Genomic DNA, 20,608 nt, shown 5'->3' on the forward strand with positions numbered 1-20,608 from the left:
ACTTTTCCCCTGAAACCGGCCTTCCGGGCAAAACAGTAAGATCCGTCAATTGAATCAGGAAGATCCATCATTCACGCGGGTCCGGGCAGCGGCTTATAATCATTTTTGCAGGCAAAATCGTTACCAAGGAGGAAGATGAGCCGGATGAAACAGTATGATCTTGTCATATACGGCGGAACGGCTGCAGGCATTACAGCGGCTGTCCAGGCAACTATCATGGGGAAAAGTGCGGTAGTTATCGAGCAGAGCCGGAGGATCGGCGGCATGACCACCGGAGGGCTGGGGGATACGGATGTGGGAATGAAAGAGGCAGTCGGCGGCCTGTCTCTGGAATTCTATCAGCGGATTGCGCAGAAATATGCGCAGGACGGGGTGTGCTGGCTGTTCGAGCCCAAGGTTGCACTTGAGGTGCTGCAGGACTGGGTGGCGGAGCATCATCTTGAAGTCGTCTGCGGGGAAAGGCTGGAGCTTAAGAATGGGGTAACCCGGCAAGGCGCAAGAATCACCTCCATTACTATGGAATCCGGGAAGGTCTATCACGGTAAAATGTTCATTGACGCCTCTTACGAGGGAGACCTGATGGGCCATTCCGGCGTGTCCTATGTGGTCGGCCGGGAGCCGAACGCACAGTACGGGGAGACGTTAAACGGCATTCAGCCCGGACCTGAACTGAACGAACTCCCTCCGGGAATTGACCCCTATGTCATCAAAGGAGTGCCTTCGAGCGGACTACTCCCGCGTGTCCAAGCGGATCGCGGCGGTGATGCCGGCGAGGGGGACCGTAAGCTGCAAGCCTATAACTTCCGCATGTGTCTGACAGACAATCCGGACAACCGGATGATGGTCGGCAAGCCTGAGGGCTATCACGAAGCCGATTATGAGATTCTATTCCGGGCCATTGAGCAGGGGCAGCGCTCACGCTTCTTCAAGCTGAACCGGGTCACTGCGGACAAGACCGATTCCAATAACAACAGCGGCATTTCTACCGATTACAACGGGATGAACCACTGCTATCCAGAGGCGGATTATGCGGCGCGGGAACAGATATGGGAGGCCCACCGCATCTACCAGCAGGGATATGTCTGGACGATCCAGAACCATCTGCGGGTGCCGGAGGAGATCCGGGAAGCCTATAAGCCGTGGGGCCTGCCGCTCGATGAATTCACGGACAGCGGCCACTGGCCTTCCCAGCTCTACATCAGGGAATCCCGCAGAATGAGCGGAGATTATGTGGTGACGGAGCATGATGTAAGGCGGAGGCACCCTGTGCCGGATTCCGCCGGAATGGGCTCCTTCGCCATGGACTCACACCATACGCAATACTATGTGAACGAAGACGGGCATGTCAGCACAGAGGGCGGATTCTACATCCGGCTGGACGAGCCTTATCCGATCAGCTACCGGGCGATGGTGCCGAAACGCAGCGAATGCACCAACCTGATCGTACCGGTATGCTTGTCGGCCACTCATGCGGCCTACGGCTCCATCCGGATGGAGCCGGTCTTCATGATTCTGGGACAATCGGCGGCCGCCGCTGCTGTACTGGCGCTTGAGGCGGACGGCGTGGTTCAGGATGTGGAGTATGAGCGGCTGCAAGCCTTACTCCTTGCGTCCAATCAGGTGCTCTACACCACCGGACTCACCCGGGATTGAACCGGAAGCCGAAGCTGCGCCGGTACTCTCCCGGGGGAGCGCCATACCGTTCCCGGAACATCCGGCAGAAATGGGCGTAGCTCTGGAAGCCCGTATTGTCGGCAACCTGCTCCAGTGAGAGTGTACTGTAGAGCACCTGCTGCTCGGCAGACTTCAGCCTGACATCAATGCAGTAGGCGAATGGCGATTGGCCAAAAGCAGCTTTGAACAGACTGGAAGCACGGGAGATGCTTAACCCTACGGAGGCGGAGATCTGCTCCAGGCTGAGCGGTTCATGGGCATGATTGTCAATGAACTGCTTCAGCTTGTAGGCAGTCTCCGCCCCTTTGGTGCGCCGCCGTGCCTGGATCACCTGCTCCAGCGTCAGGCAGAACGTTCTAAGCAAATAATCCAGCAGCTCCTCCTGATGCCGCATCACCTTCCTCTTCTCGCCGGCAATATGCTTCCATAGGGTAATGACCGTATCATCGAAGCCGATATTCGTCCGGGCCGGCAGCCTGCGGTCCTGCCACCACGAGTCCAGCCACTCGCCGCTGGCGATCAGGAAATAATCCGAGGCGGGCTGAACTCCGCCAGAGCCTGGATAGCTGCGGGGCTGTACGATCAGCTCGTACGGCTGATCCGGAGCATAGATCAGCAGATCGCCGGGGATGATCGTCTCGTACACTCCTCCTACCAGCGCACGACAGGTCCCTTCCATCTGAAGTCTGAAGAGATAGAAGGATAACCCGTCCTGATACTGAACGGAGTGAGGCTGCGTGTGTGTGAAGTAATTGGCATACAGGACGCTGCACCGTTGCGGATCGGACGCTGTCACGGGTAGGACTCCTCGTGGCGGTCCGGGTGGTACCCCGCCCTGAATTCCGACGGCGTCTGGCCGGTGATTTTCTTGAACATCTCGCTGAAATATCTGCGCTCCTCATACCCCACAGCGGCAGCCACCTCCTGCACCTGCGCCCCTTCCACCAGCAGCAGCTTGGCCCGGTGAATACGCTCTGCGGTAATATACTGGGTAACGGTCACTCCGTTCACCTTCTTGAACAGGCTGGAGAAATAGCTGGGGCTGAGATGAACATGTGCCGCACATTCCCCGACCGTGATGTCCTCGGACAAACGGCCTTTGATATACTCTACCGCTTCATAGATCACCTTCTGCCCTTCCGACAAGCTGCTTCTGCGCACCAGGGCGGCCCCTTCTGTACACAGCTCCAGCAGCAATCGCTGAAGAGTGGCAAGCGGCAGTCCCGCTGTTCCCTGCACCGCCCGGAACCGCTGGATCAGCGGCTGAATCTCCCCGTACGGAACCAGCTCATAGAAGGTGCGGATCGCTGATGCGGCCAGCTCCTCATACAGAACGAGCAAATAATCGGGATTGTGCCCGGAGCTCAGATTCTGCAGCGATTCTGAGATCGCTGAGAGGATCGCGCCAGTCCGGCTGACATTGCCGGAGCGCAGCGCCAGCAGCAGCTCGTCCTTGTATTCCAGCGCCAGCGGCTCCTGGCTTCCGTTCTGGTGAACATCTGTATACATAATGGCCGCATTGCCTCCGGTGAACAGATGGTGAGCCAGCGCCCGGTGCGCTTGGCGGTAGGAATCCGGCAGCTCGCTGGTCTCTTCCACCCGGCCTCCGACCCCGGCCGATACCGTGAACTTGGTATACCGTTCAATGTTTTTGCAGCAGCGTTCGGCAATCTCCACTGCACTGGCCGGACCACAGTCATTCATCACCGCAAGATAGCGGTTATGTTTGGCGCGGAACACCACGCAGCGCGTATACCCGGCAATGGTCTCCTGGGTGATATTCAGCAGGGAGAAGCGGATCAGCTCCACCTCGCGGATGGACAGCTCTGCTGCCCGCTCCTGAAAGTGATCGATCTCCAGCAGCATCACCACGAACCCCTTGGGGTTCAGATCGATGCCTAAGAATTCCCAGCGCGCCTTCGCCTGCTCCCACGACGTTCTGTGGCTGACCAGCAGAGCGAAATATTCCTGCCGCAGCACCGGCAGACTCTCCCGCAACTTGTTCTCCATCTCCCGGAGGGTATCCTGTCTGGAACGCGCCTCCATAATCTCCGACTTCGCCCGCAGCACCGCCTTCATGATCTCCTCTTCCGTGAACGGCTTGACCACGAAGTCGAACGCTCCGAGCTGTACCGCCTGCTGCGCATATTCAAAGTCGGCATACCCGCTGACCAGAATGATTTTACAGTCCCGGTGGTATTCCAGTACGGCACGCAGCATGGCCAGCCCGTCCATCCTCGGCATACGGATATCCGTAATGACCAGATCCGGGCGCAGCTTCGCGATCAGGTCCAGCCCATCCTCACCATTAGCCGCCGTTCCTGCCACCCGGATGTCGTGTTCCGCCCAATTCATGCAGGTCAGGCCTTCCACGACGCTTTTAATATCATCAATGATACACAGGGTTACACTATGATCGTCCATCCTGATGCTCCTCCCGTTTGGGTAAAGATATGATAACCGCCGTCCCCCGGCCAAGGCCGCTGTCCACCCGTAATGCTGCACTGTCCCCATAGTAGAGCTGCAGCCTGCGGATCAGATTGGATACGGCATAGCCCTTCTCCGATTCCCGCCGGAACAGTGCACGGACCGCCTCCTCGTCCATGCCAGCTCCATTGTCACTGACCTTAAGACACCAGCGTGCTCCCTCATCGAAGACTTCGATATCGATCTGCCCCCCGCTCTCCCGGTTGCGGAAGCCATGCAGAATGCTGTTCTCCACCAGCGGCTGCAGCAGAATACGCGGAATCGGCAGGGTAACCAGCGCTTCATCCTCGACAAAGATCTCATAACGGAATAACCCTTCATAGCAGCTGCATTGCAGCTCCAGATACATGCGGACATGCTCCAGTTCCTTAGACAGCGTAGTGATCTCCTGCCCCTTGTTCAGCCCGAGCTGGAACAGCCGGGACAGCGACATGACCATGCTCTGCGACTGCTTCACCTGCTGCAGATTGAGCTTCCAGTAGATCGTATTGAGCGTGTTGTACAGGAAATGGGGGTCCATCTGCGCCGACAAGGCTTTGATCTCTGCCGAGCGCTTATTGGTCTGCGCCTGTGTGACCTCTCCGATCAGCACTACAATCTGCTCCAGCATCTGGTTGAACCGCATCCCGACCTGGGCCAGCTCGTCCCCGCTCCCGCTCTCGAATCTGGCAGTCAGATCATTGCTCTCCACCCGCCTCATCACCTTCATCAGACCTTGCAGCGGACGCAGCAGATAACGGGTAAAGGCTCCTGATACCATCATTGTAACCGTGAAGGCGAAGAGGGCTACCACCACGAGCAGCCATTTCACGTAGATCATATCCTTCAGCACACCGGCCTTGGACTGAATCGTGGTCATCGTCCAATCGGCAATGCCCAGATGGGCATAGTTCAGCAGATACGATTCGCCTCCCAGCTTGAAGGTATTGCTGAGATCCCGGCTGCTGCTGATCATTCCGGTCAGATCACTCCCCTCCACCGCCTGCAGAACGAGCGGGTCCTTCACAGAATAGACGGGACTGCCTGCCGCGTTCAGCAGGAAGCTGCGCGCCCCTCCGCCGGTGTCCCCGCTCACCAGCTTGCGGAAGCCGTCTTCACGGATGTTGACGATAATATAGACCCCGCGGACCGCTGTATCAAAGATAGGCTCCAGAATCAGTGAAATCACCCGTTCCTTCCCGGAGAAGAGCATGTCCTCATGGCCTTCCACCCATGAATTCTTCTTCTCCTGTTCGATCCGCTCATATAGTAAGGTATCCTTGAACTCCGTCAGACGGTTCCGGTTCATCGAGGAAGGGTAGAACTCCCCGATCGGCGTGGACACATAGATCGAATGGATCAGCGGCTCCGCAATCCGCGCTTGTGAGAAAACGTTATCAAGATCATTCAGGTGAGTATAATACCGGCCCGTGTCCCCGGTGACGACATCCCTCATCATATCGTGAAAGGGCTGGCTGATCATAAAGGTCATCATAATCAGCATCAGCTTGTTCAGCTTCTCGTCGATAATCTGCGCCGATTTGACAACGTTATCCTGGGTAAGCTTCAGCGCATTCTTCTCCAGAGTCGCCGCCGAGATGGAATACGACAATCCCCCGGTCATCAGTACGGAGAGGAGGATCACGGCCAAGAATGCGGTTTTTAGTTTGCTGCTGAATGATTGCTTCCGGAAATAGTTCAAGTCCTTCACGCCTTCCTGTGTGCAGATGCTCTGCTCTTCGATTATGTCACCTGAACGTCCGCTCCGACAATACACAGCAGATGAAAAAGTAGATTCACCGTATGCGGACGATGGATCTACCGTATGTACAGACGTATGCGCTGACGTATGTGCTGACATATGTACAGGCTTATCTACAAGGAAAACGTGCACGCCCTCCAGCAAAAGGGGGAATAACCCGGTGTGCATTCGCTTGACGCGGCGGATATGATACGATAGACGGGATCGTTCTTCATCATAATCTTCTATGGAAGGAATGAATATAATATGAAATACAGAAGACTGGGCAACACCGGACTTAAGGTTAGCGAGATTGGCCTGGGGAGCTGGCTTACATACGGCACGGCTGCCGAGCAGAAGGCGGCGGATGAGTGTATTGCCGCTGCTTTTGAATGCGGTATCAATCTCTTCGATACGGCCAATGCCTACAACCGGGGCGAAGGCGAAAAAGCCATGGGTGCTGCACTCCGCGCGTACAAGCGCTCCGATTATGTCCTTAGCACCAAGGTGTATTTTCCGATGGGGGACGGGGTGAATGACCGCGGGTTATCGCGCAAGCATATTATGGAGCAATGCGAAGCCAGCCTGCGCCGGCTGGGCACGGATTATATCGATGTGTACTTCTGCCACCGCTTCGACCGGGAGACCCCTGTGGAGGAGACGCTCCGCGCTCTTGACGACCTTACCGCCCAAGGGAAAATCCTCTACTCCGCCGTCAGCGAATGGAGCGCCGCCCAGATCTCGCAGGCGGCCGGCATCAGCCGCAGACTGAACCTGCGGCCGCTCGCCGCCAATCAGCCGATCTATAACATGTTCGAGCGGTATATCGAGGAGGAGGTGCTGGAAGTATCGGCGCAGGAAGGCCTGGGACAAGTGGTCTTCTCCCCGCTGGCCCAGGGCATTCTGACCGGCAAATACAAGCCGGGCCAACAGCCCCCGGCCGGTACGCGCGGCGCGGATGCGTCCGTGAACGGCGTCATCCGCAGCTACCTGCGGGATGATGTGCTGGAGGTTGTTGGCAAGCTGGATGCGCTTGCCGGAGAGCTGGACCTGAAGCTCTCCCAGCTTGCCCTGGCCTGGGTACTGCGCCAGCTCGGCGTAAGCTCGGCGCTGATCGGCGCCAGCAGACCGGAGCAGGTGCGGGAGAACGCGCAGGCCGTGGAGGCTGAGCTTCAGCCGGATACACTGAAGGCGATCGATGCGATCCTCAGCGAGGTCGCCGGCTTCGCACCGGCGCGATAGGGCCGGGGCGTGGTGAGGGCGAGCGTGGTGAGGCGGAGCGTGGTAAGGGCGAGATGGAGTGGCGGCTGGCGCAATGTAATCGGTTTTTCGATTACATTCGGACCGCACACAACCGCCCAGCGTAATGTAATCGGTTTTTCGATTACATTACGCCCGCACACCACCACCCGGCGCAATGTAGTCGGTTTTTCGATTACATTACGCCCGCACACCACCGCCCAGCCGAATGTGATCGGTTTTTCGATTACATTCGGCCCGCACACCACCACCCGGCGCAATGTGATCGGTTTTTCGATTACATTCGGACCGCACGCCGACGCACCATCCATTGTGTTCGGTTTTCCGCATACATTCGGTCCATCCTAAGAAGCCCCCTCCATCCCGGAAGGGGCTTCCTTGCATACGAACTATGGCATACTACAACTGATCTTGTGTCTTAACCGTCTGCTCTGCATGAGCAACCTGCACCCTATTAATAAGCTGCTTATACCGATCCTGGTCTTCTGCTGAAGCATGCGGCCGGAATTGCTCGAATAATCTTACACAGCGGATCACACAGGCTATGCTGCCAAGTGCGGCGGAAGCCTCCAGGCTTCCGAAGATATAACGTATCCCCTGCTCTATCTTCTCTGCTTTGAGAGAGTACAGCGCCAGCTCATAGAGCAGTACCGGATATTGCTCCGGCGTCTCCCTGCCCGGAGTTCCTTCGGCTTGCCCGAAGGGCGCTCCCTCCAGTGTAAGCAGCGGCTGGAAGCGGCTGATAAGCCCATCCACTTCCCAGCCATACCGGTTAGCCGCTTGAACTGTCTTAAGCAGCCCGTCCAGCAGTCCAAGCCCGGGGGTGCCGATAGATTCCATCACCTCGGGTAGAGCCTCAAGCTCACCGCACATCAGACGGTATAGAGAACTGCAGACTGTCCCCAGCCTGCTGAACTGCGCCCGGATCTGCTGAACCTCTTCTGATTCCTCGACAATCCAGCTCATTTCAGTGTAAAGGCCCACATATTCCAGCGCCCGCTCATATTCACCGGATTCCTCGCATACCTTGGATTGCAGCCAGTAAGCATACAATATATAGAAGCAAAGAGGTCTGGGGGCCTGCCTCAGCTCCTTCTTCTTTTTCGTTTTGTAGAATCTGATTTCGTACTGGATAGATGTCTTATGACGCAACTCCTCTGCCAGTAGTCTGGCCTTCTCCCAGTGCTGTAGAGCAATATAGATATCCGCCAGCTGCCGAAGCGCTTCCAGCTGATCTATTTCCTCCAGGCGCTCTACAAAATATTCAAACCGGGTCGCCGCACGGAAATCCGCCTCCGGGCTCTGGCCGATCCGGATCGTGAACAGCCGGTACTGACACAGGGCCAGCCGCTCCGAATGCTGATATTTCTCAGTGTCGGCTACCCCTTCATACAGCAGAGCCGCTGCCTGAAGCTTGCCTTGCCCGTAGAATTCCTCCGCCGTATCGAACAGGAGCGGGGCATATGTAATATTGTCCATGATGATTTGAACCACCTGCCGGATACACTCCAGCTTGTCCAGCTCCGCACAGCGGTGCAGGAAGGGTCCCAGCCGCCGCCAGTCGGGTGCGGAATGTACGACACATTCATCTATATATAACTCATAAAATGCTCCTTCAGGAAGCCCCATTCCGGCGGTAATCCGGTCCAGCTGCTGCATGGCAATAGGACGGTTACCATTAATAATGCTGCTGAGCGTTCCCGAATTGACACCGGAGATTCCTGCGAACTGATTGATTGTCTGGCCTTCTTTTCTAAGAAAAGCAGCCAGTTCTGTTTGAATTGTAGTGTGCTGTTGCAAACCAATACCGCCCCTCAAGAACCAGATATTCTAGTAAAAATCCAGATATTCCTATATCATAAATCCCTTAATTAGGCAGGTCAATCTGGTTTGAACGGTTCAAAAGAGGTTGACAAAGACGGAATATTTGTTATATATACCCAGTTAAAAAATCTTTTGCAACATTTCTGCTGAACCAACGTTTATTAGGGTATAAACAAGTTTGAGAATATTCCGGCAGGGTAAATAAGGAGTGTAGACTCATGCCGCGCAAGATTACGCCAAGGGGGAAATTCATAATGTTAAAAAACAAAAACGTCTACCTGCTTCCTGTACTGGTCCTGTTGTTTCTTTCCCTCGTGACTACGGCGAGCACAACCATAAAAACCGCAGATGCCAAGAGTGAGGGGTTGACCCAGCATCTGACAGTGTATATACATTCCTTAGAGAACCATAACGGTCAGACGACGCTCACCGGAGATGAAATCGAATGGTATGAAGGCGCAGCAGCCGACGCGGTCTTCGCTCAGCGGGAGCCGGAATCCGCAGCCGAAATCGGCGGTGCCCCGGACGGTTACTATATCGTGAACGACAGCGACACACTGACCACTTATACGGTAGCCCCGGATGCCAAGGTCACCATGCAGATTTATGACCGCACCGGCAAGCTCGAAGACCTGGACATTAACTGGAACGAATCGCTCACGCTGAAGCAGTTCATTCATGAATTCGCCAAGACGGATATATTCGATCTAAGCGGTTCGCCTTATCACCTCACGATTCAGGATAACCAGATTGTATCGATCGTGCAGCAGTACACTCCATAAGGAGCTGCTACCTCCTTAATCCCTTACCTTTCACAAACCTTAAGCCACAGCCTGTTGCCCAGCAGCGGTTGTGGCTTTTTTGCGTCTCCCCCCACTAATCTAACCTTTTCACACATATTCAATCCAATCACTATTTACCCACCAGCCCTTTATCTATAAGCTTAAATATAGGATATTCATCCAGCAGTAACCCTACAGAACCCATAGGAATGAGGATACAAAATGACAATTACACCCCTTCAGCCGCTTGCGGCCCCGATTCAGGGTAAGCCTTTGTACGAGGAATACCGCATGGACCAGGTCCGTGTGTCCGATCCGTATATCACGAACGCTTTTGCCAAGGAGATCGATTATCTGACCAGCTATGATCCAGACCGTCTGCTGGCGGGCTTCCGCGAGAACCGGGGACTGCCGAAGCGTGCCGACAAATATCCCGGCTGGGAGAACACAGAGATCCGCGGACACACGCTGGGCCACTATCTGTCGGCGCTGTCCCAGGCCTATGCCTGTACGCAGGATGACGGGCTGGCGCTCAGGCTGAACTATCTACTGGAAGAGCTGGCCCTATGTCAGCATGAGAGCGGTTACCTGTCCGCATTCGAGGAACGCCTTTTCGATCATGTGGAGAACAAGCAGCCGGCCTGGGTCCCCTGGTATACGATGCACAAAATCGTCGCCGGACTCACAGCGTCCTACTCTGCCACCGGCAGCAAGACGGCCTATGCCCTGGCGGATAAGCTCGGGGACTGGGTATACCGCCGCACAGCCTCCTGGTCTGAAGAGGTCCATCAGCGTGTATTATCGGTGGAATACGGCGGGATGAATGACTGCCTGTACGACCTGTACAGAATCACCGGAAAAGCAGGCCATTTAAGCGCCGCACACAGCTTCGACGAGCTGACGCTGTTCACTCCTGTCCATGAGGGCAGGGATATCCTCAAGGGCAAGCACGCTAATACCACGATTCCGAAATTCCTCGGTGCGCTGAACCGTTACCGGACACTTGGGGAGAGTGAAGCCTTTTATCTGGAAGCGGCGGTGCAGTTCTGGGAGATGGTTGTCCATCATCACAGCTACATCACCGGAGGGAACAGCGAATGGGAGCACTTCGGTGATCCGGATATGCTGGACCGGGAACGCTCCAACTTCACAGCGGAGACCTGCAACACCTACAATATGCTCAAGCTGACCCGCGAGCTGTTCAAACTCACGGGAGATACACGTTACGCCGACTACTACGAGAACACGTATCTGAATGCTATTGTGTCCTCACAGCACCCGCTTACCGGGATGACGATGTATTTCCAGCCTATGGCGACCGGGTATTTCAAGGTGTACAGCTCGCCGTTCGAGCATTTCTGGTGCTGTACGGGAACCGGCATGGAGAGCTTCACCAAGCTGAATGACAGCCTGTATTTCTACGATGCGGACAGCATAGTGGTCAACCAGTACCTTAGCTCTACCCTGGATTCTGCCGCGCACGGCCTGATGCTGATCCAGTCGGCCAATCTGCCTTATAGTGATACTGTAGAGTTCAAGATCTCAGTGATGCAGCCTCAGGCTCAGTCCACCACGCTGAAGCTTCGTCTGCCGGATTGGCTGGCCGGAGAACCTGAGCTTCTATTGAACGGGCAGCCTGTGAACTCAGCGGTCAGCGGAAATTACATCGTGACTAGCAGAGTATGGGAAGACGGCGACATGCTTCAGCTCAAGCTGCCGGTGAAGCTGACGCACTTCAGCCTGCCGGATGCCCGCCAGGTGGTCGCGTTCAAGTATGGGCCGGTGGTGCTGAGCGCCGCTCTGGGCGACAGCGACCTGTCCATATCCGCTACAGGGGTTGCTGTCAGTGTGCCGACCCGCAACATGCTGGTGAAGGACTTCATCACGACGGTGAACGAGAGCCCGCAGGAGTGGCTGGAGCAGCTTGCGGACCGTGTAGTCCGGCTGGAGCAGGAAGAACTGGCCTTTGCGCTGCGGGGAACGGATGAGGATCAGCGGCTGGTCTTCACCCCGCATTATAAGCAGCATAGTGAGCGTTACGGCATCTACTGGCGTCTGGTGGAGGCGGATTCGGCTGAGCTGCAGAAGCATATTTTACAGGGCAAAATCCGGCAGCGTGTGCAGGACGCTACACTGGACAGCCTGCCTGTCGGCAATGACCAGTATGAGCTGGAGCATGGCATTGAGGGAGAGAACACCTCTGTAGCCACCTGGGACGGATATAACATCCGCAAAGCGGAGAACGGCGGCTGGTTCAGCTACCGGATGAAGGTGGCACCGCGCACGGACAACTACCTCTCGGTCACTTATTTCTCAGGAAATAATGGTAAGAAAATAGCGATTTATGTAGACGGGGAGCTGATTGCGAGCGAGGTGCTGCATACGGATGAAGCCCGCAGCTTCTACGAGCGGAGTTATCTGATTCCTGCTGAAGCAGTTGGCGGCAAGACTGAGGTGGAAGTCAAATTCGTGGTTCCTGAGAAGGAAAATGGCATCTTCGATCTGCTGCGCATGATGACCGGTTATGATCACAATGCCGGACTGCGCCAGCTTGCCTTCAGTGAAGGAACGCTGTCTACCTCCTTCAGCAGCGGCATAACCACGTATAGCCTGAGCGTTCCGCAAGCTACAAGCCGGGTACAGCTGAATGTTACACCACACCATCACAATGCGCTGGTCTATGCAGACGGGATTCTGATTGAGGATTCACTCCCGCGCGAGATCAAGCTGCCGCATAGCCGCACTGAGGTGAAGCTCACGGTCAAGGCGGAGGATCATGTCACCGTGCAGGAATATAAGCTTCAGATTGTGAAAGAATAACCATTGGCATAATGCAATACACTGTTCCACACAAGGGTTATCTCGGATGCAGCTTCTGCTGTATGCAAGATAGCCCTTATTTGATATGGTAATAGGATAAGACTTTTTCCACACCGAGGGGGATGATAACATGACTGCATTCACACTGCTGGTAGATAAGCCGGTACATCTGGAGATGACCGGCAAATTCGTGGCCCCCTCGGCGGAGTGGATTCACTTAAGCCGGATTTTACAGGATTATGAGCTGATTGTTATGACCGAAGGCGTGCTCTATCTGGCGGGTGACAACGAGCAGTTCGTGGTCTCCAAAGGCGAGTTCCTGCTCCTGCCTCCGCTTACCAGACAATACGGGTACAAGTCTTCGGACTGTAGCTTTTATTGGCTGCATTTTCATGCTGCGAACGGTAGTCAGACTGCGGCCCCCCCTCCGTCAAACGGCGACAAGGAAGAATACATTATTCACCTGCCCCAATACGGAACCCTGCCGAATGTCGAGAAAATCATCGTCATGATGAAGCAGCTCCAGGACTCGGTGCGGAGCTACAATCAGACGGCGCTGGGCAACTATATGTCTACCGTTATTCTGTGCGAGCTGTACAGCCAGACCCTGCCAACCGATGCCGATCCGTTCAAAAGAACGAAGCAGGAGCAGCTCTACCACGATATTGTGGACTACATTAAATGGAGCCGCAGCGAGCATATTAAGGTATCGCAGATCGCCGCCTATTTCGGCTATAACGAGAAGTATCTCTCCCATCTGTTCACCGTCATCTCCGGGATCTCCCTGAAGCAATATATTCTGCAGCAGAAGATGGAGCTGGCGAAATTCCTGCTGACCGACACCAACCAGAATGTCAGCGAAGTCTCACTGCAGCTAGGCTATAAGGATTGCCATAATTTCATGAAATCGTTCAAAAAAATTGTCGGCCTCACTCCCACCGAGTTCCGCAACGCTTATGCCAAGCGCCTGCTGTTCTACGAATGAGCGTGAGAGCATCCGCCAGCTCCTGCCTCTTCTTCGCTCCCTCCACAGCCCTTCCAGAGACTAGCGATTTCTCTGGAATAGGCTGTGGATATTTTTTTGAGAGCATAATGAACTTTCCGGGCGGCTACGCACTCTTATCTGTGAAAGGGGTGAGCACATGAATATAAGCCGTCTTGTCAGAGCCGCACAGCGCGGCAACAAAGAAGCATTATTAGAACTGATCCTAGCCGAACAGGACGCTTATTACCGTCTTGCCTATAGCTACATGAGGAATGAGCATGACGCGATGGATGTAATGGAGGACATGATCGTCACGCTCTATGAGAAGCTTGCGCAACTGAAGAAGAGCGAGGCCTTCTACAGCTGGAGCAAAACCATTCTGGTTAACCGCTGCAAAACGGTCCTCCGCAACCAGAACCGGTTCTTTCCCCTGGAGGAGGACGAGGCGCCGGAGCCTGCAATGGAGGCATGGACTGCAACTAACCCGTACCGCGATACCGAGTCTGAAATGGATTTGTCCGTTCTGCTCGCACATTTGAATCCCCGGCAGCGGGAGGCGATTGAGCTGCGTTATGTCCACGATCTGCCGTATCAGACCATTGCCGATATCACCGAAGCGCCGGTCGGCACGATCAAGTCCAGAATTTCGCAGGGGATACAGAAACTAAAAGCTATGATTGGAGGTGACCGTTATGAGAACGATCGAGGAGAGATTACAGAAACATCAGCAGATCAAGACGCCGTCAGAACTTGAAGGCAGATTGCGGAAGGCGCTGGAGCAGGCTCCGGTTAGACGGAGATCACGGGCTGGACGGGCACGGTCCTGGGTCGCCACAGCCGCAGCAGCCATGTTACTGACAGTGGGCGTCTATCAGTATCCTGCGCTGGCCTATTACGGCGGGAAGCTGTTCAGTCAGACTGAGCTGAATACCATGGCCTTTTCTGAATTGGCGGACCATGGATACGGTCAAAGCGTCAATAAAAGCAAAACATTAGGTGACGGAACGGTGATTACCATTAACGGGGTAATTGCAGACGACAACGCCCTGACGATGTATTACAGCATTGATCCGGCTTCAGGCAGTATATATACCGGCGACTTCCCTGACGGCAACTATTCACTCCGTTACGGAGTAGATAAACTGGAAGGGTTCATGACGGATTCAGACCCCCTGGGGGGGAGCGGCGGCGGCAGCAAGGACAGTAGCCGCTTCGAAGGAGTATACAAATTCGAGCCGGCCAGCCCCTTCTCCAGAACATTGACCGTTACCTTCAGCGAGCTGCTGGAGAACGGGAAAGTGGCACACTATCCTATCTCCTTCAAATATGACCCGAACCTTGCCATGAAAAGTCTGCTCGTCGCAGATATTGACCAGGCTGTACCGGTGGATCAGGGAACCGTCTACTATGACACGATTACGGCTTCTCCTACGTCAACCATCGTAAAGGGACATTATAAGATGGATAATGGCGAAAATCCAAGATTCTCTGCTGTAACCAAACTATATGTGAATGGGACTGAGGTTGATTTCCGGTCGATGCGGGGTACGAATTCCAGTAAAAAGGGAGCCCCGGAATTTATCATAGAATACGATGTGCTGCCGACAGACAAGCCGCAGAGTGTTGAACTTGTACTGGATAATTTCAGCGGATACCAGAACGTTGAAGAGCCGATCTCTTTGGCCTCGCCTTCGGACCGGTCGGTTCTGGTCGGCGAGGAGAAGCTCTGGATTCGCAGTGTCACCAGGACTGCTAACGGCTATGATATCGTGATCGCCGGGAAGCAGTTCACGATGCTGGATAAGGATACTTTGGCTGTTCAAGCCGGAGGAGCCGCCGTTCCCGTCAGTTCGATATCCGATTCCCGCCCGTGGGATCTCAAGAACGGCAATCTCCTGTGGGAACGCACATATTCCTTCCAGACCACAGAGAAGCCGGAATTCCTGATGATGGATGGCTTCCACTATATTAAGTTCTATAGACAGACTGTTCCGGTTCCTCTAGGGGACAAATAAGGGTGTTTGCGCAGAATAAAGCACGGCGACCAGTTAGCACGATAATCCTGCACGGAATACAACAATGCGGCTCATTACACGTGACCAACGCCAGCATCCTGCACAAATTGCAACAATGCGGCTCAATAGAACCGGCCTATGCGAAAATCCTGCTCTAAATGCAACAATGTAGTCCAATAAGAGCGGCCCGTGCGGAAATCCTGCATAAAATGCAACATTACTACTCAAATCAGCACCTAACTGCTGGAATTCCTGCATAAAGTGCAACAATGTGCCACAGACAGTAACAAATTTAGAAAAATTCTGCATAAAATGCAACAATGTACCCAATAAGAGCAGCCTGTGCGGAAATCCTGCATAAAATGCAACGGCAGATGCCGTACCAGGGCGCTCTGCCAACAGACCATTGGCTAATCCAGAGGCTCAGCACGAAGAGTCCCGCTCCCCTCCAAAGGGTTGCGGGACTCTTTGCATCTTATCGGGTACAGGCAGTACAGCTATTCCTGTCCTGTTCCATTATTGCAGCCGATAGCCCGCCTGCGAAATGCAATTTACCGGAACTCCGCAGTTCTGCATGCTACCCTACTCTCTTCCCGACTGAACTCTGCCCTACTTCACGCCATCCCTCACAGGCACGCCGAAATCTGGCGTGCCGTCCGCGTTCCAGCGCAGGCGCTGCGCACGGGTGTGGCGGTTCGGGTCGTAGAGCGGGTCTCCGGTGATCTCCTTATAGCTGCGGGCATGGTAGATCAGAACATCCCCGCCGTGCTCGTCCACCGTGAAGCTGTTATGTCCCGGGCCGTACTGCCCGTTCTCCTCACTGGTCTGGAACACCGGTTCGGGATGCTTGGTCCAGGATGCGACGTCCAGCAGATCGCTGTCCTCCGATGCAGTGAGCAGCCCCATACAATAGTTGTGATCGGTGGCGCTGGCCGAGAAGCTCACGAAGATCCGGCCGCCCCGCTTCAGCACGGCAGCCCCCTCGTTTACCTTGAAGCCGATGACCTCCCAAGGATACTCCGGCGAAGAGATCATCGTCTGCGGACCCTTGAGCGTCCAGCCGTTCTCCATGGCTGAGATATACAGATTGGAGTTGCCGTCAATCTCGGGGTCCTTTTGCGCCCATACATAGTAATGCACGCCCTTATGCTCGAACACCGTAGCGTCCAGGGCGAAGGATTCCCAGGCGGTTCTCACCTGCCCCTTCTCGGTCCACTCCCCTTCAAGCGGGTTCGCTGAAGTATTCTCCAGGGCGTACATCCGGTGGTCGAACAGCCCTTCCTTCGTCTCCGTGGTGCGGGCCGCCGCGAAGTAAATATACCATTTGCTATCAATATAATGGATTTCGGGTGCCCAGATATTGGCGCTGAGCGGGCCGCTCTCATATTTGCGCCAGGCGACTACCGGCTGTGCTTCCCGAAGCCCCTCAATCGTTGACGCTCTGCGTACTTCAATCCGGTCATATTCCGGCACAGAAGCAGTGAAATAGTAAAAGCCGTCGGTATGCTTGTATACCCAGGGATCTGCACGCTGTTCGACAAGCGGGTTAGTGTACTCTCTATTTGTATTCATTATGGTTTCTCCTTTGGCCTTGAACTGGTGGCTGGCGGTGCTCAGCCGGTAATTCGGTATTCCGAAGGAAGGGTCAGCCCTTCACTCCGGAGATGGCAACAGATTCAATGATTTGCTTTTGGAAGACAAGGAAGATAATCAGCATCGGCAGCAGGGCAATAATCGAAGCAGCCATAATCAGCGGATAGTCCGTCTGGATCGCATAGGTCGCATTGAAGTTGGCGATAACCAGCTGGAGCGTCTGCTTCTCCGGTGAATTCAGATAGATAATCGGAGACAGGTAGTCGTTCCAGATGCCCATGAACCACAGGATCAGCTGCGCTGCCACCGCCGGCTTGATCAGCGGGAAGGTAATCGAGCTGTACAGGCGGAAGTACGAGCTTCCGTCGATTTTGGCCGCTTCGATAATGGCATTGGGCACACTGCTCAGATACTGCCGCAGGAAGAAGATCATGACGATATTGCCGAACAGGCCCGGCACGATCAGCGGCAGCAGTGTATCAATCCAGCCCAGCTTCGAGAACATGAAGAACTGCGGAATCATGACTGCCGGATACGGAATCATCAGGGATGACAGCATCAGCAGGAATATTTTATTTTTACCCGGAAACCGCAATTTAGCAAAGGAAAACGCCGCAAGGCTGGAGGTGAACGTACCTACAATCGTCACCGTCACCGCGATGATCAAGCTGTTCCTGATCCCGCTCAGCAGCGGACCCGCCGTCCAGATCTCACTGTATTTATCGAAATGGAACGGCTGCGGAATCCACACCGGAGGCAGGGCGAACACATCCTGCTTATCCTTGAATGAGGTGGACAGCATCCAGAGCAGCGGGCCGATCATGAACACCGCGCCGATTAAAAGTAGAACAAAGATAATGCTATGGGCAACTCTTCTTCTGCTCGTCATATTTATGGTCTCCTCCCTCTTCAGTTAATCGACATCGAACGATTGCTTCTCGTTCATTCGGAATTGGATAAGAGTCACAACAAATATGAACACGCCGAGGAATACCGCCATAGCAGAGGCATAGCCCATCTGGAAGTTGCCGAAGGCCTTTTGCCAAATGTAGAACACCACGGAGGCTGAAGCATATTCAGGCCCGCCTGTAGGGGTCATAATGTTCATCTCGGTAAAAATTTGCGATCCTCCAATAATGTTGGTCACGATGATGAAAAAGGTTACCGGGCGCACCATCGGCCAGGTGATATGCCAGAAGGACTTGAAGCCGCTGGCTCCGTCCAGCTCCGCCGCTTCATAATAAGATCTGGAGACACTCTGCAGCGCCGCCAGATAGAGCAGCATCGTATAACCGAGGCCCTTCCATACCGCCATAATGATCAGCGCCGGCTTGACCGTATATTTATTCGCCATCCAGTTCGGCCCGCTGATTCCGAAGAGATCAAGGAACTGGTTGACGAGACCATAATCACCGTTATAGGCCCAGTTCCACATGATCGATACTGCGGCCAGAGAAGAAATGACCGGAACATAATAGATAACCCGGAACGCTGTAGTCCCGGGCACCCCCCGGTTAAGCCCAAGCGCCAGCAGCAGCGCCAGCGTAATGCCGATCGGAATGCCAAGCATCATAAATAAAGTGTTAAATAAGGCCTTATGGAACAGCTCATCCGACCACAGATCCTTGAAGTTGCCGAGGCCGATGAAGTTCATCTGGCCGAGGCCATCCCAATCCGTGAATGAGCCATAGATCGAATAAATCATCGGGTACAGCGTAAAGATCAGCAGTCCCAGCAGCGGAGGCAGAATAAACAGAAACCCGTAGATTTTCTCCTTGCGGTACAGACCCAGCTTAGTGTTCATTAGAATCACCTCAAATTCGGATGGTCCAGCAACAAAGTGATGCCGGCCCGCTGTTACAGGAGACCGAACATCACTTGGTATGCTGGATAAGAACGATGTGTACCGCTTATTTCTTGGATTTCGCCTCTTGCTCAACCGCTTTATCCAGCAGCTTCTGCATCTTCGGCTGCTCCGTCTTCACGTACTCCTCAGGGGTAACCTTGCCGTCAAGCACTGGCTGGATGTCCGTGTAGAACAGGTTATACCATTCAGCATTGTACGTGTAGTGGCCAGGCAGCACCCGTCCGTATTCATTCACGACCTGGAGGAATTCTTCCTTGTTCGCCGGTTTGGTCGTAGTATCAGCAGCCCATTCCTTAGCCATATCCATCAGGTTCGGAATTTGCACCTTAGCCTTCACCAGCGCTTCCATTCCCTCCTTGGAGGCCGTCAGATAGTTGATCAGATCCACGGCTTCATCGGGATGCTTGGTTTTGGCGGAAGCACCGATGCCGAGTGAGCCGGTCCATGTGGCGGATTTGCCTGTGGAGCCGGCAGGATATGGAATCAGGTCATAATCGAAGGGAAGCTTCTCGTAAGTGCTCATATCCCACGGACCTACAGGGAAGAAGGCCATTTCACCTTTCATCCAGCGCTGGTAGGTATCCAGAGTCTGTGCTTGTTCTGTAGACGGCGTAATGCCGTATTTAAGCTGCATGTCAGTGAAGAATTGCAGGGCTTCGATAAACTTCGGATCATCAATCGTAACCTTGGTCTTGGTCGCATCCAGCCAGTCCGCCCCGTTGCTCCAGACGAAGGAAGGCAAGGCCCACTGTACGTTGAAGCCTGCGCCGAATTGATCCAGCTTGCCGTCCCCGTCCTTGTCAATCGTCAGCTGCTGAGCGACTTTGATGAATTCATCCCAGGTGTACGGTTTGTCTTTGTCCGGCAGCGGGATACCCGCAGCTTCGAACATGGTCTTGTTATAGCCGAGTGCAAAAGGGCCTACGTCCTTAGGCATCCCGTACAGATTGCCTTGCCCGGCCATGGTGCCGTCGTAACGGTACAGATCCACGCCATATTTCCAGATGTTATTCAAATCAATGTTAGGGTTCTTCTCCACATAGCTGGTCAGGTCCAGCAGCACGCCGCTGTTCACATAAGCCTTCAGGTCACCGGATTCAAAATAGAAAACGTCCGGAACGCTGTTCCCCGTAATAGAGGCTTTCAGCTTAGTCGCATATTGATCCGCCGCAGTCACAACGATCTTAACCTTGACGTTCGGATGATCGGCTTCATATTTTTTCACAACACCCTCATAGGCCTTCTGCTCATCGGTTCCCCCGCGGAACATAAAGGTGAGATTCTTGGTTTCCTTGGAATCCTTGCTGCCGGCATTCGCCGTAGCTTCGCTTCCGCTATTGCCCCCGGACGATGCATTGTTCTTCCCGCCGCAGCCTGTAAGTACAACCGATACCATCAGAACCAACGACAGCAGTGTGAACCAGCCCTTTTTCTTTAACACTGTAACCCCTCCTAGGATTTGCTGAGCAATTCGATTGATACAATCTATATAGAAGAACTAGGGAACCTCACCGGCTCTGTTAGTTCAAGCTACCGCATGACGCATTATGTTTCACTCTTTAATTAAATAATTGAAATTCA

At 54.2% G+C, this 20,608-nt stretch carries 17 protein-coding genes; 7 read left to right on the top strand and 10 right to left on the bottom strand.

Features of this window, described 5'->3' with window-relative positions; translation table 11 throughout:
* Window positions 1-144: 144 nt before the first annotated feature.
* Window positions 145-1,653, top strand: a complete 1,509-nt coding sequence (locus MKY96_RS20515) for an FAD-dependent oxidoreductase (protein ID WP_340942809.1) — start codon at window positions 145-147, stop codon at window positions 1,651-1,653.
* Here MKY96_RS20515 and MKY96_RS20520 read toward each other — a convergent pair.
* The 3 genes from MKY96_RS20520 to MKY96_RS20530 are packed head-to-tail and all read right to left on the bottom strand — an operon-like array spanning window position 1,640 to window position 6,001.
* Window positions 1,640-2,470 carry an AraC family transcriptional regulator gene (locus tag MKY96_RS20520; protein WP_340942812.1) on the bottom strand — a complete coding sequence of 277 codons (831 nt, stop codon included), beginning with the start codon at window positions 2,468-2,470 and terminating at the stop codon, window positions 1,640-1,642. The genes MKY96_RS20515 and MKY96_RS20520 overlap by 14 nt on opposite strands.
* Entirely contained in the window at window positions 2,467-4,098 is a 1,632-nt protein-coding gene (locus MKY96_RS20525; RefSeq protein WP_340942815.1) for a response regulator, read from the bottom strand. Before MKY96_RS20525 ends, MKY96_RS20520 begins: the two co-directional genes overlap by 4 nt.
* Entirely contained in the window at window positions 4,085-6,001 is a 1,917-nt protein-coding gene (locus tag MKY96_RS20530) for a cache domain-containing sensor histidine kinase (RefSeq protein WP_340942818.1), read from the bottom strand. Before MKY96_RS20530 ends, MKY96_RS20525 begins: the two co-directional genes overlap by 14 nt.
* Window positions 6,002-6,148: 147 nt before the next feature.
* Here MKY96_RS20530 and MKY96_RS20535 point away from each other — a divergent pair, with 147 nt between their 5' ends.
* A complete protein-coding gene (locus MKY96_RS20535) occupies window positions 6,149-7,123 on the top strand; it encodes an aldo/keto reductase family protein (protein ID WP_340942820.1) in 975 nt (324 codons plus the stop codon).
* Here the strand turns inward: MKY96_RS20535 and MKY96_RS20540 are convergent.
* Together MKY96_RS20540 and MKY96_RS20545 are read right to left on the bottom strand one after the other, a co-directional pair.
* Window positions 7,054-7,452 (bottom strand): hypothetical protein, encoded by a 399-nt coding sequence (locus tag MKY96_RS20540; RefSeq protein ID WP_340942822.1) that lies wholly within the window; start codon window positions 7,450-7,452, stop codon window positions 7,054-7,056. The two genes, MKY96_RS20535 and MKY96_RS20540, sit on opposite strands and share 70 nt — an antisense overlap.
* Window positions 7,453-7,540: 88 nt before the next feature.
* The gene (locus tag MKY96_RS20545) at window positions 7,541-8,941 is read right to left on the bottom strand and encodes a transcriptional regulator (protein ID WP_340942824.1); all 1,401 of its coding nucleotides are present in this window, start codon (window positions 8,939-8,941) and stop codon (window positions 7,541-7,543) included.
* A 278-nt stretch (window positions 8,942-9,219) separates the two neighbouring features.
* Between MKY96_RS20545 and MKY96_RS20550 the strand changes: the two genes are divergently transcribed.
* From MKY96_RS20550 to MKY96_RS20570, 5 genes are all read left to right on the top strand, one after another.
* Complete coding sequence (locus MKY96_RS20550; RefSeq protein ID WP_340942827.1) at window positions 9,220-9,747, top strand: hypothetical protein; 528 nt, start codon at window positions 9,220-9,222, stop codon at window positions 9,745-9,747.
* Window positions 9,748-9,969: 222 nt separating this feature from the next.
* Complete coding sequence (locus tag MKY96_RS20555) at window positions 9,970-12,567, top strand: beta-L-arabinofuranosidase domain-containing protein (protein WP_340942830.1); 2,598 nt, start codon at window positions 9,970-9,972, stop codon at window positions 12,565-12,567.
* 130 nt (window positions 12,568-12,697) lie between these two features.
* Window positions 12,698-13,552: an AraC family transcriptional regulator gene (locus MKY96_RS20560; RefSeq protein WP_340942833.1), complete on the top strand. Its 855-nt coding sequence runs from the start codon at window positions 12,698-12,700 to the stop codon at window positions 13,550-13,552.
* Window positions 13,553-13,709: 157 nt separating this feature from the next.
* Window positions 13,710-14,306 (top strand): sigma-70 family RNA polymerase sigma factor, encoded by a 597-nt coding sequence (locus MKY96_RS20565; protein ID WP_340942834.1) that lies wholly within the window; start codon window positions 13,710-13,712, stop codon window positions 14,304-14,306.
* Entirely contained in the window at window positions 14,245-15,567 is a 1,323-nt protein-coding gene (locus tag MKY96_RS20570) for a DUF4179 domain-containing protein (RefSeq protein WP_340942837.1), read from the top strand. Before MKY96_RS20565 ends, MKY96_RS20570 begins: the two co-directional genes overlap by 62 nt.
* 33 nt (window positions 15,568-15,600) lie before the next feature.
* Here MKY96_RS20570 and MKY96_RS20575 read toward each other — a convergent pair whose 3' ends face one another.
* The 5 genes from MKY96_RS20575 to MKY96_RS20595 form a co-directional block, all read right to left on the bottom strand.
* The gene (locus tag MKY96_RS20575) at window positions 15,601-15,897 is read right to left on the bottom strand and encodes a hypothetical protein (protein ID WP_340942840.1); all 297 of its coding nucleotides are present in this window, start codon (window positions 15,895-15,897) and stop codon (window positions 15,601-15,603) included.
* A gap of 279 nt (window positions 15,898-16,176) precedes the next feature.
* The gene (locus MKY96_RS20580; protein ID WP_340942841.1) at window positions 16,177-17,139 is read right to left on the bottom strand and encodes a glycoside hydrolase family 43 protein; all 963 of its coding nucleotides are present in this window, start codon (window positions 17,137-17,139) and stop codon (window positions 16,177-16,179) included.
* A gap of 73 nt (window positions 17,140-17,212) precedes the next feature.
* Window positions 17,213-18,049, bottom strand: a complete 837-nt coding sequence (locus MKY96_RS20585; RefSeq protein WP_445671452.1) for a carbohydrate ABC transporter permease — start codon at window positions 18,047-18,049, stop codon at window positions 17,213-17,215.
* Between the two features lie 24 nt (window positions 18,050-18,073).
* Complete coding sequence (locus MKY96_RS20590; protein WP_036725691.1) at window positions 18,074-18,964, bottom strand: carbohydrate ABC transporter permease; 891 nt, start codon at window positions 18,962-18,964, stop codon at window positions 18,074-18,076.
* A gap of 106 nt (window positions 18,965-19,070) precedes the next feature.
* Window positions 19,071-20,468 carry an ABC transporter substrate-binding protein gene (locus tag MKY96_RS20595; RefSeq protein WP_036725692.1) on the bottom strand — a complete coding sequence of 466 codons (1,398 nt, stop codon included), beginning with the start codon at window positions 20,466-20,468 and terminating at the stop codon, window positions 19,071-19,073.
* Window positions 20,469-20,608 lie beyond the last annotated feature (140 nt).

Source organism: Paenibacillus sp. FSL R7-0302 (genome assembly GCF_038006885.1).
GTDB lineage: Bacteria > Bacillota > Bacilli > Paenibacillales > Paenibacillaceae > Paenibacillus_AQ.

What these genes read in the sequence shown, in the direction of transcription:
- MKY96_RS20515 (WP_340942809.1), top strand. Translation starts at nt 145, where the DNA reads ATGAAACAGTATGATCTTGTCATATACGGCGGAACGGCTGCAGGCATT.
- MKY96_RS20525 (WP_340942815.1), bottom strand. Translation starts at nt 4,098, where the DNA reads ATGGACGATCATAGTGTAACCCTGTGTATCATTGATGATATTAAAAGC.
- MKY96_RS20530 (WP_340942818.1), bottom strand. Translation starts at nt 6,001, where the DNA reads ATGTCAGCACATACGTCAGCGCATACGTCTGTACATACGGTAGATCCA.
- MKY96_RS20535 (WP_340942820.1), top strand. Translation starts at nt 6,149, where the DNA reads ATGAAATACAGAAGACTGGGCAACACCGGACTTAAGGTTAGCGAGATT.
- MKY96_RS20540 (WP_340942822.1), bottom strand. Translation starts at nt 7,452, where the DNA reads ATGGATGGTGCGTCGGCGTGCGGTCCGAATGTAATCGAAAAACCGATC.
- MKY96_RS20550 (WP_340942827.1), top strand. Translation starts at nt 9,220, where the DNA reads ATGTTAAAAAACAAAAACGTCTACCTGCTTCCTGTACTGGTCCTGTTG.
- MKY96_RS20555 (WP_340942830.1), top strand. Translation starts at nt 9,970, where the DNA reads ATGACAATTACACCCCTTCAGCCGCTTGCGGCCCCGATTCAGGGTAAG.
- MKY96_RS20560 (WP_340942833.1), top strand. Translation starts at nt 12,698, where the DNA reads ATGACTGCATTCACACTGCTGGTAGATAAGCCGGTACATCTGGAGATG.
- MKY96_RS20565 (WP_340942834.1), top strand. Translation starts at nt 13,710, where the DNA reads ATGAATATAAGCCGTCTTGTCAGAGCCGCACAGCGCGGCAACAAAGAA.
- MKY96_RS20570 (WP_340942837.1), top strand. Translation starts at nt 14,245, where the DNA reads ATGAGAACGATCGAGGAGAGATTACAGAAACATCAGCAGATCAAGACG.
- MKY96_RS20580 (WP_340942841.1), bottom strand. Translation starts at nt 17,139, where the DNA reads ATGAATACAAATAGAGAGTACACTAACCCGCTTGTCGAACAGCGTGCA.
- MKY96_RS20585 (WP_445671452.1), bottom strand. Translation starts at nt 18,049, where the DNA reads ATGACGAGCAGAAGAAGAGTTGCCCATAGCATTATCTTTGTTCTACTT.
- MKY96_RS20590 (WP_036725691.1), bottom strand. Translation starts at nt 18,964, where the DNA reads ATGAACACTAAGCTGGGTCTGTACCGCAAGGAGAAAATCTACGGGTTT.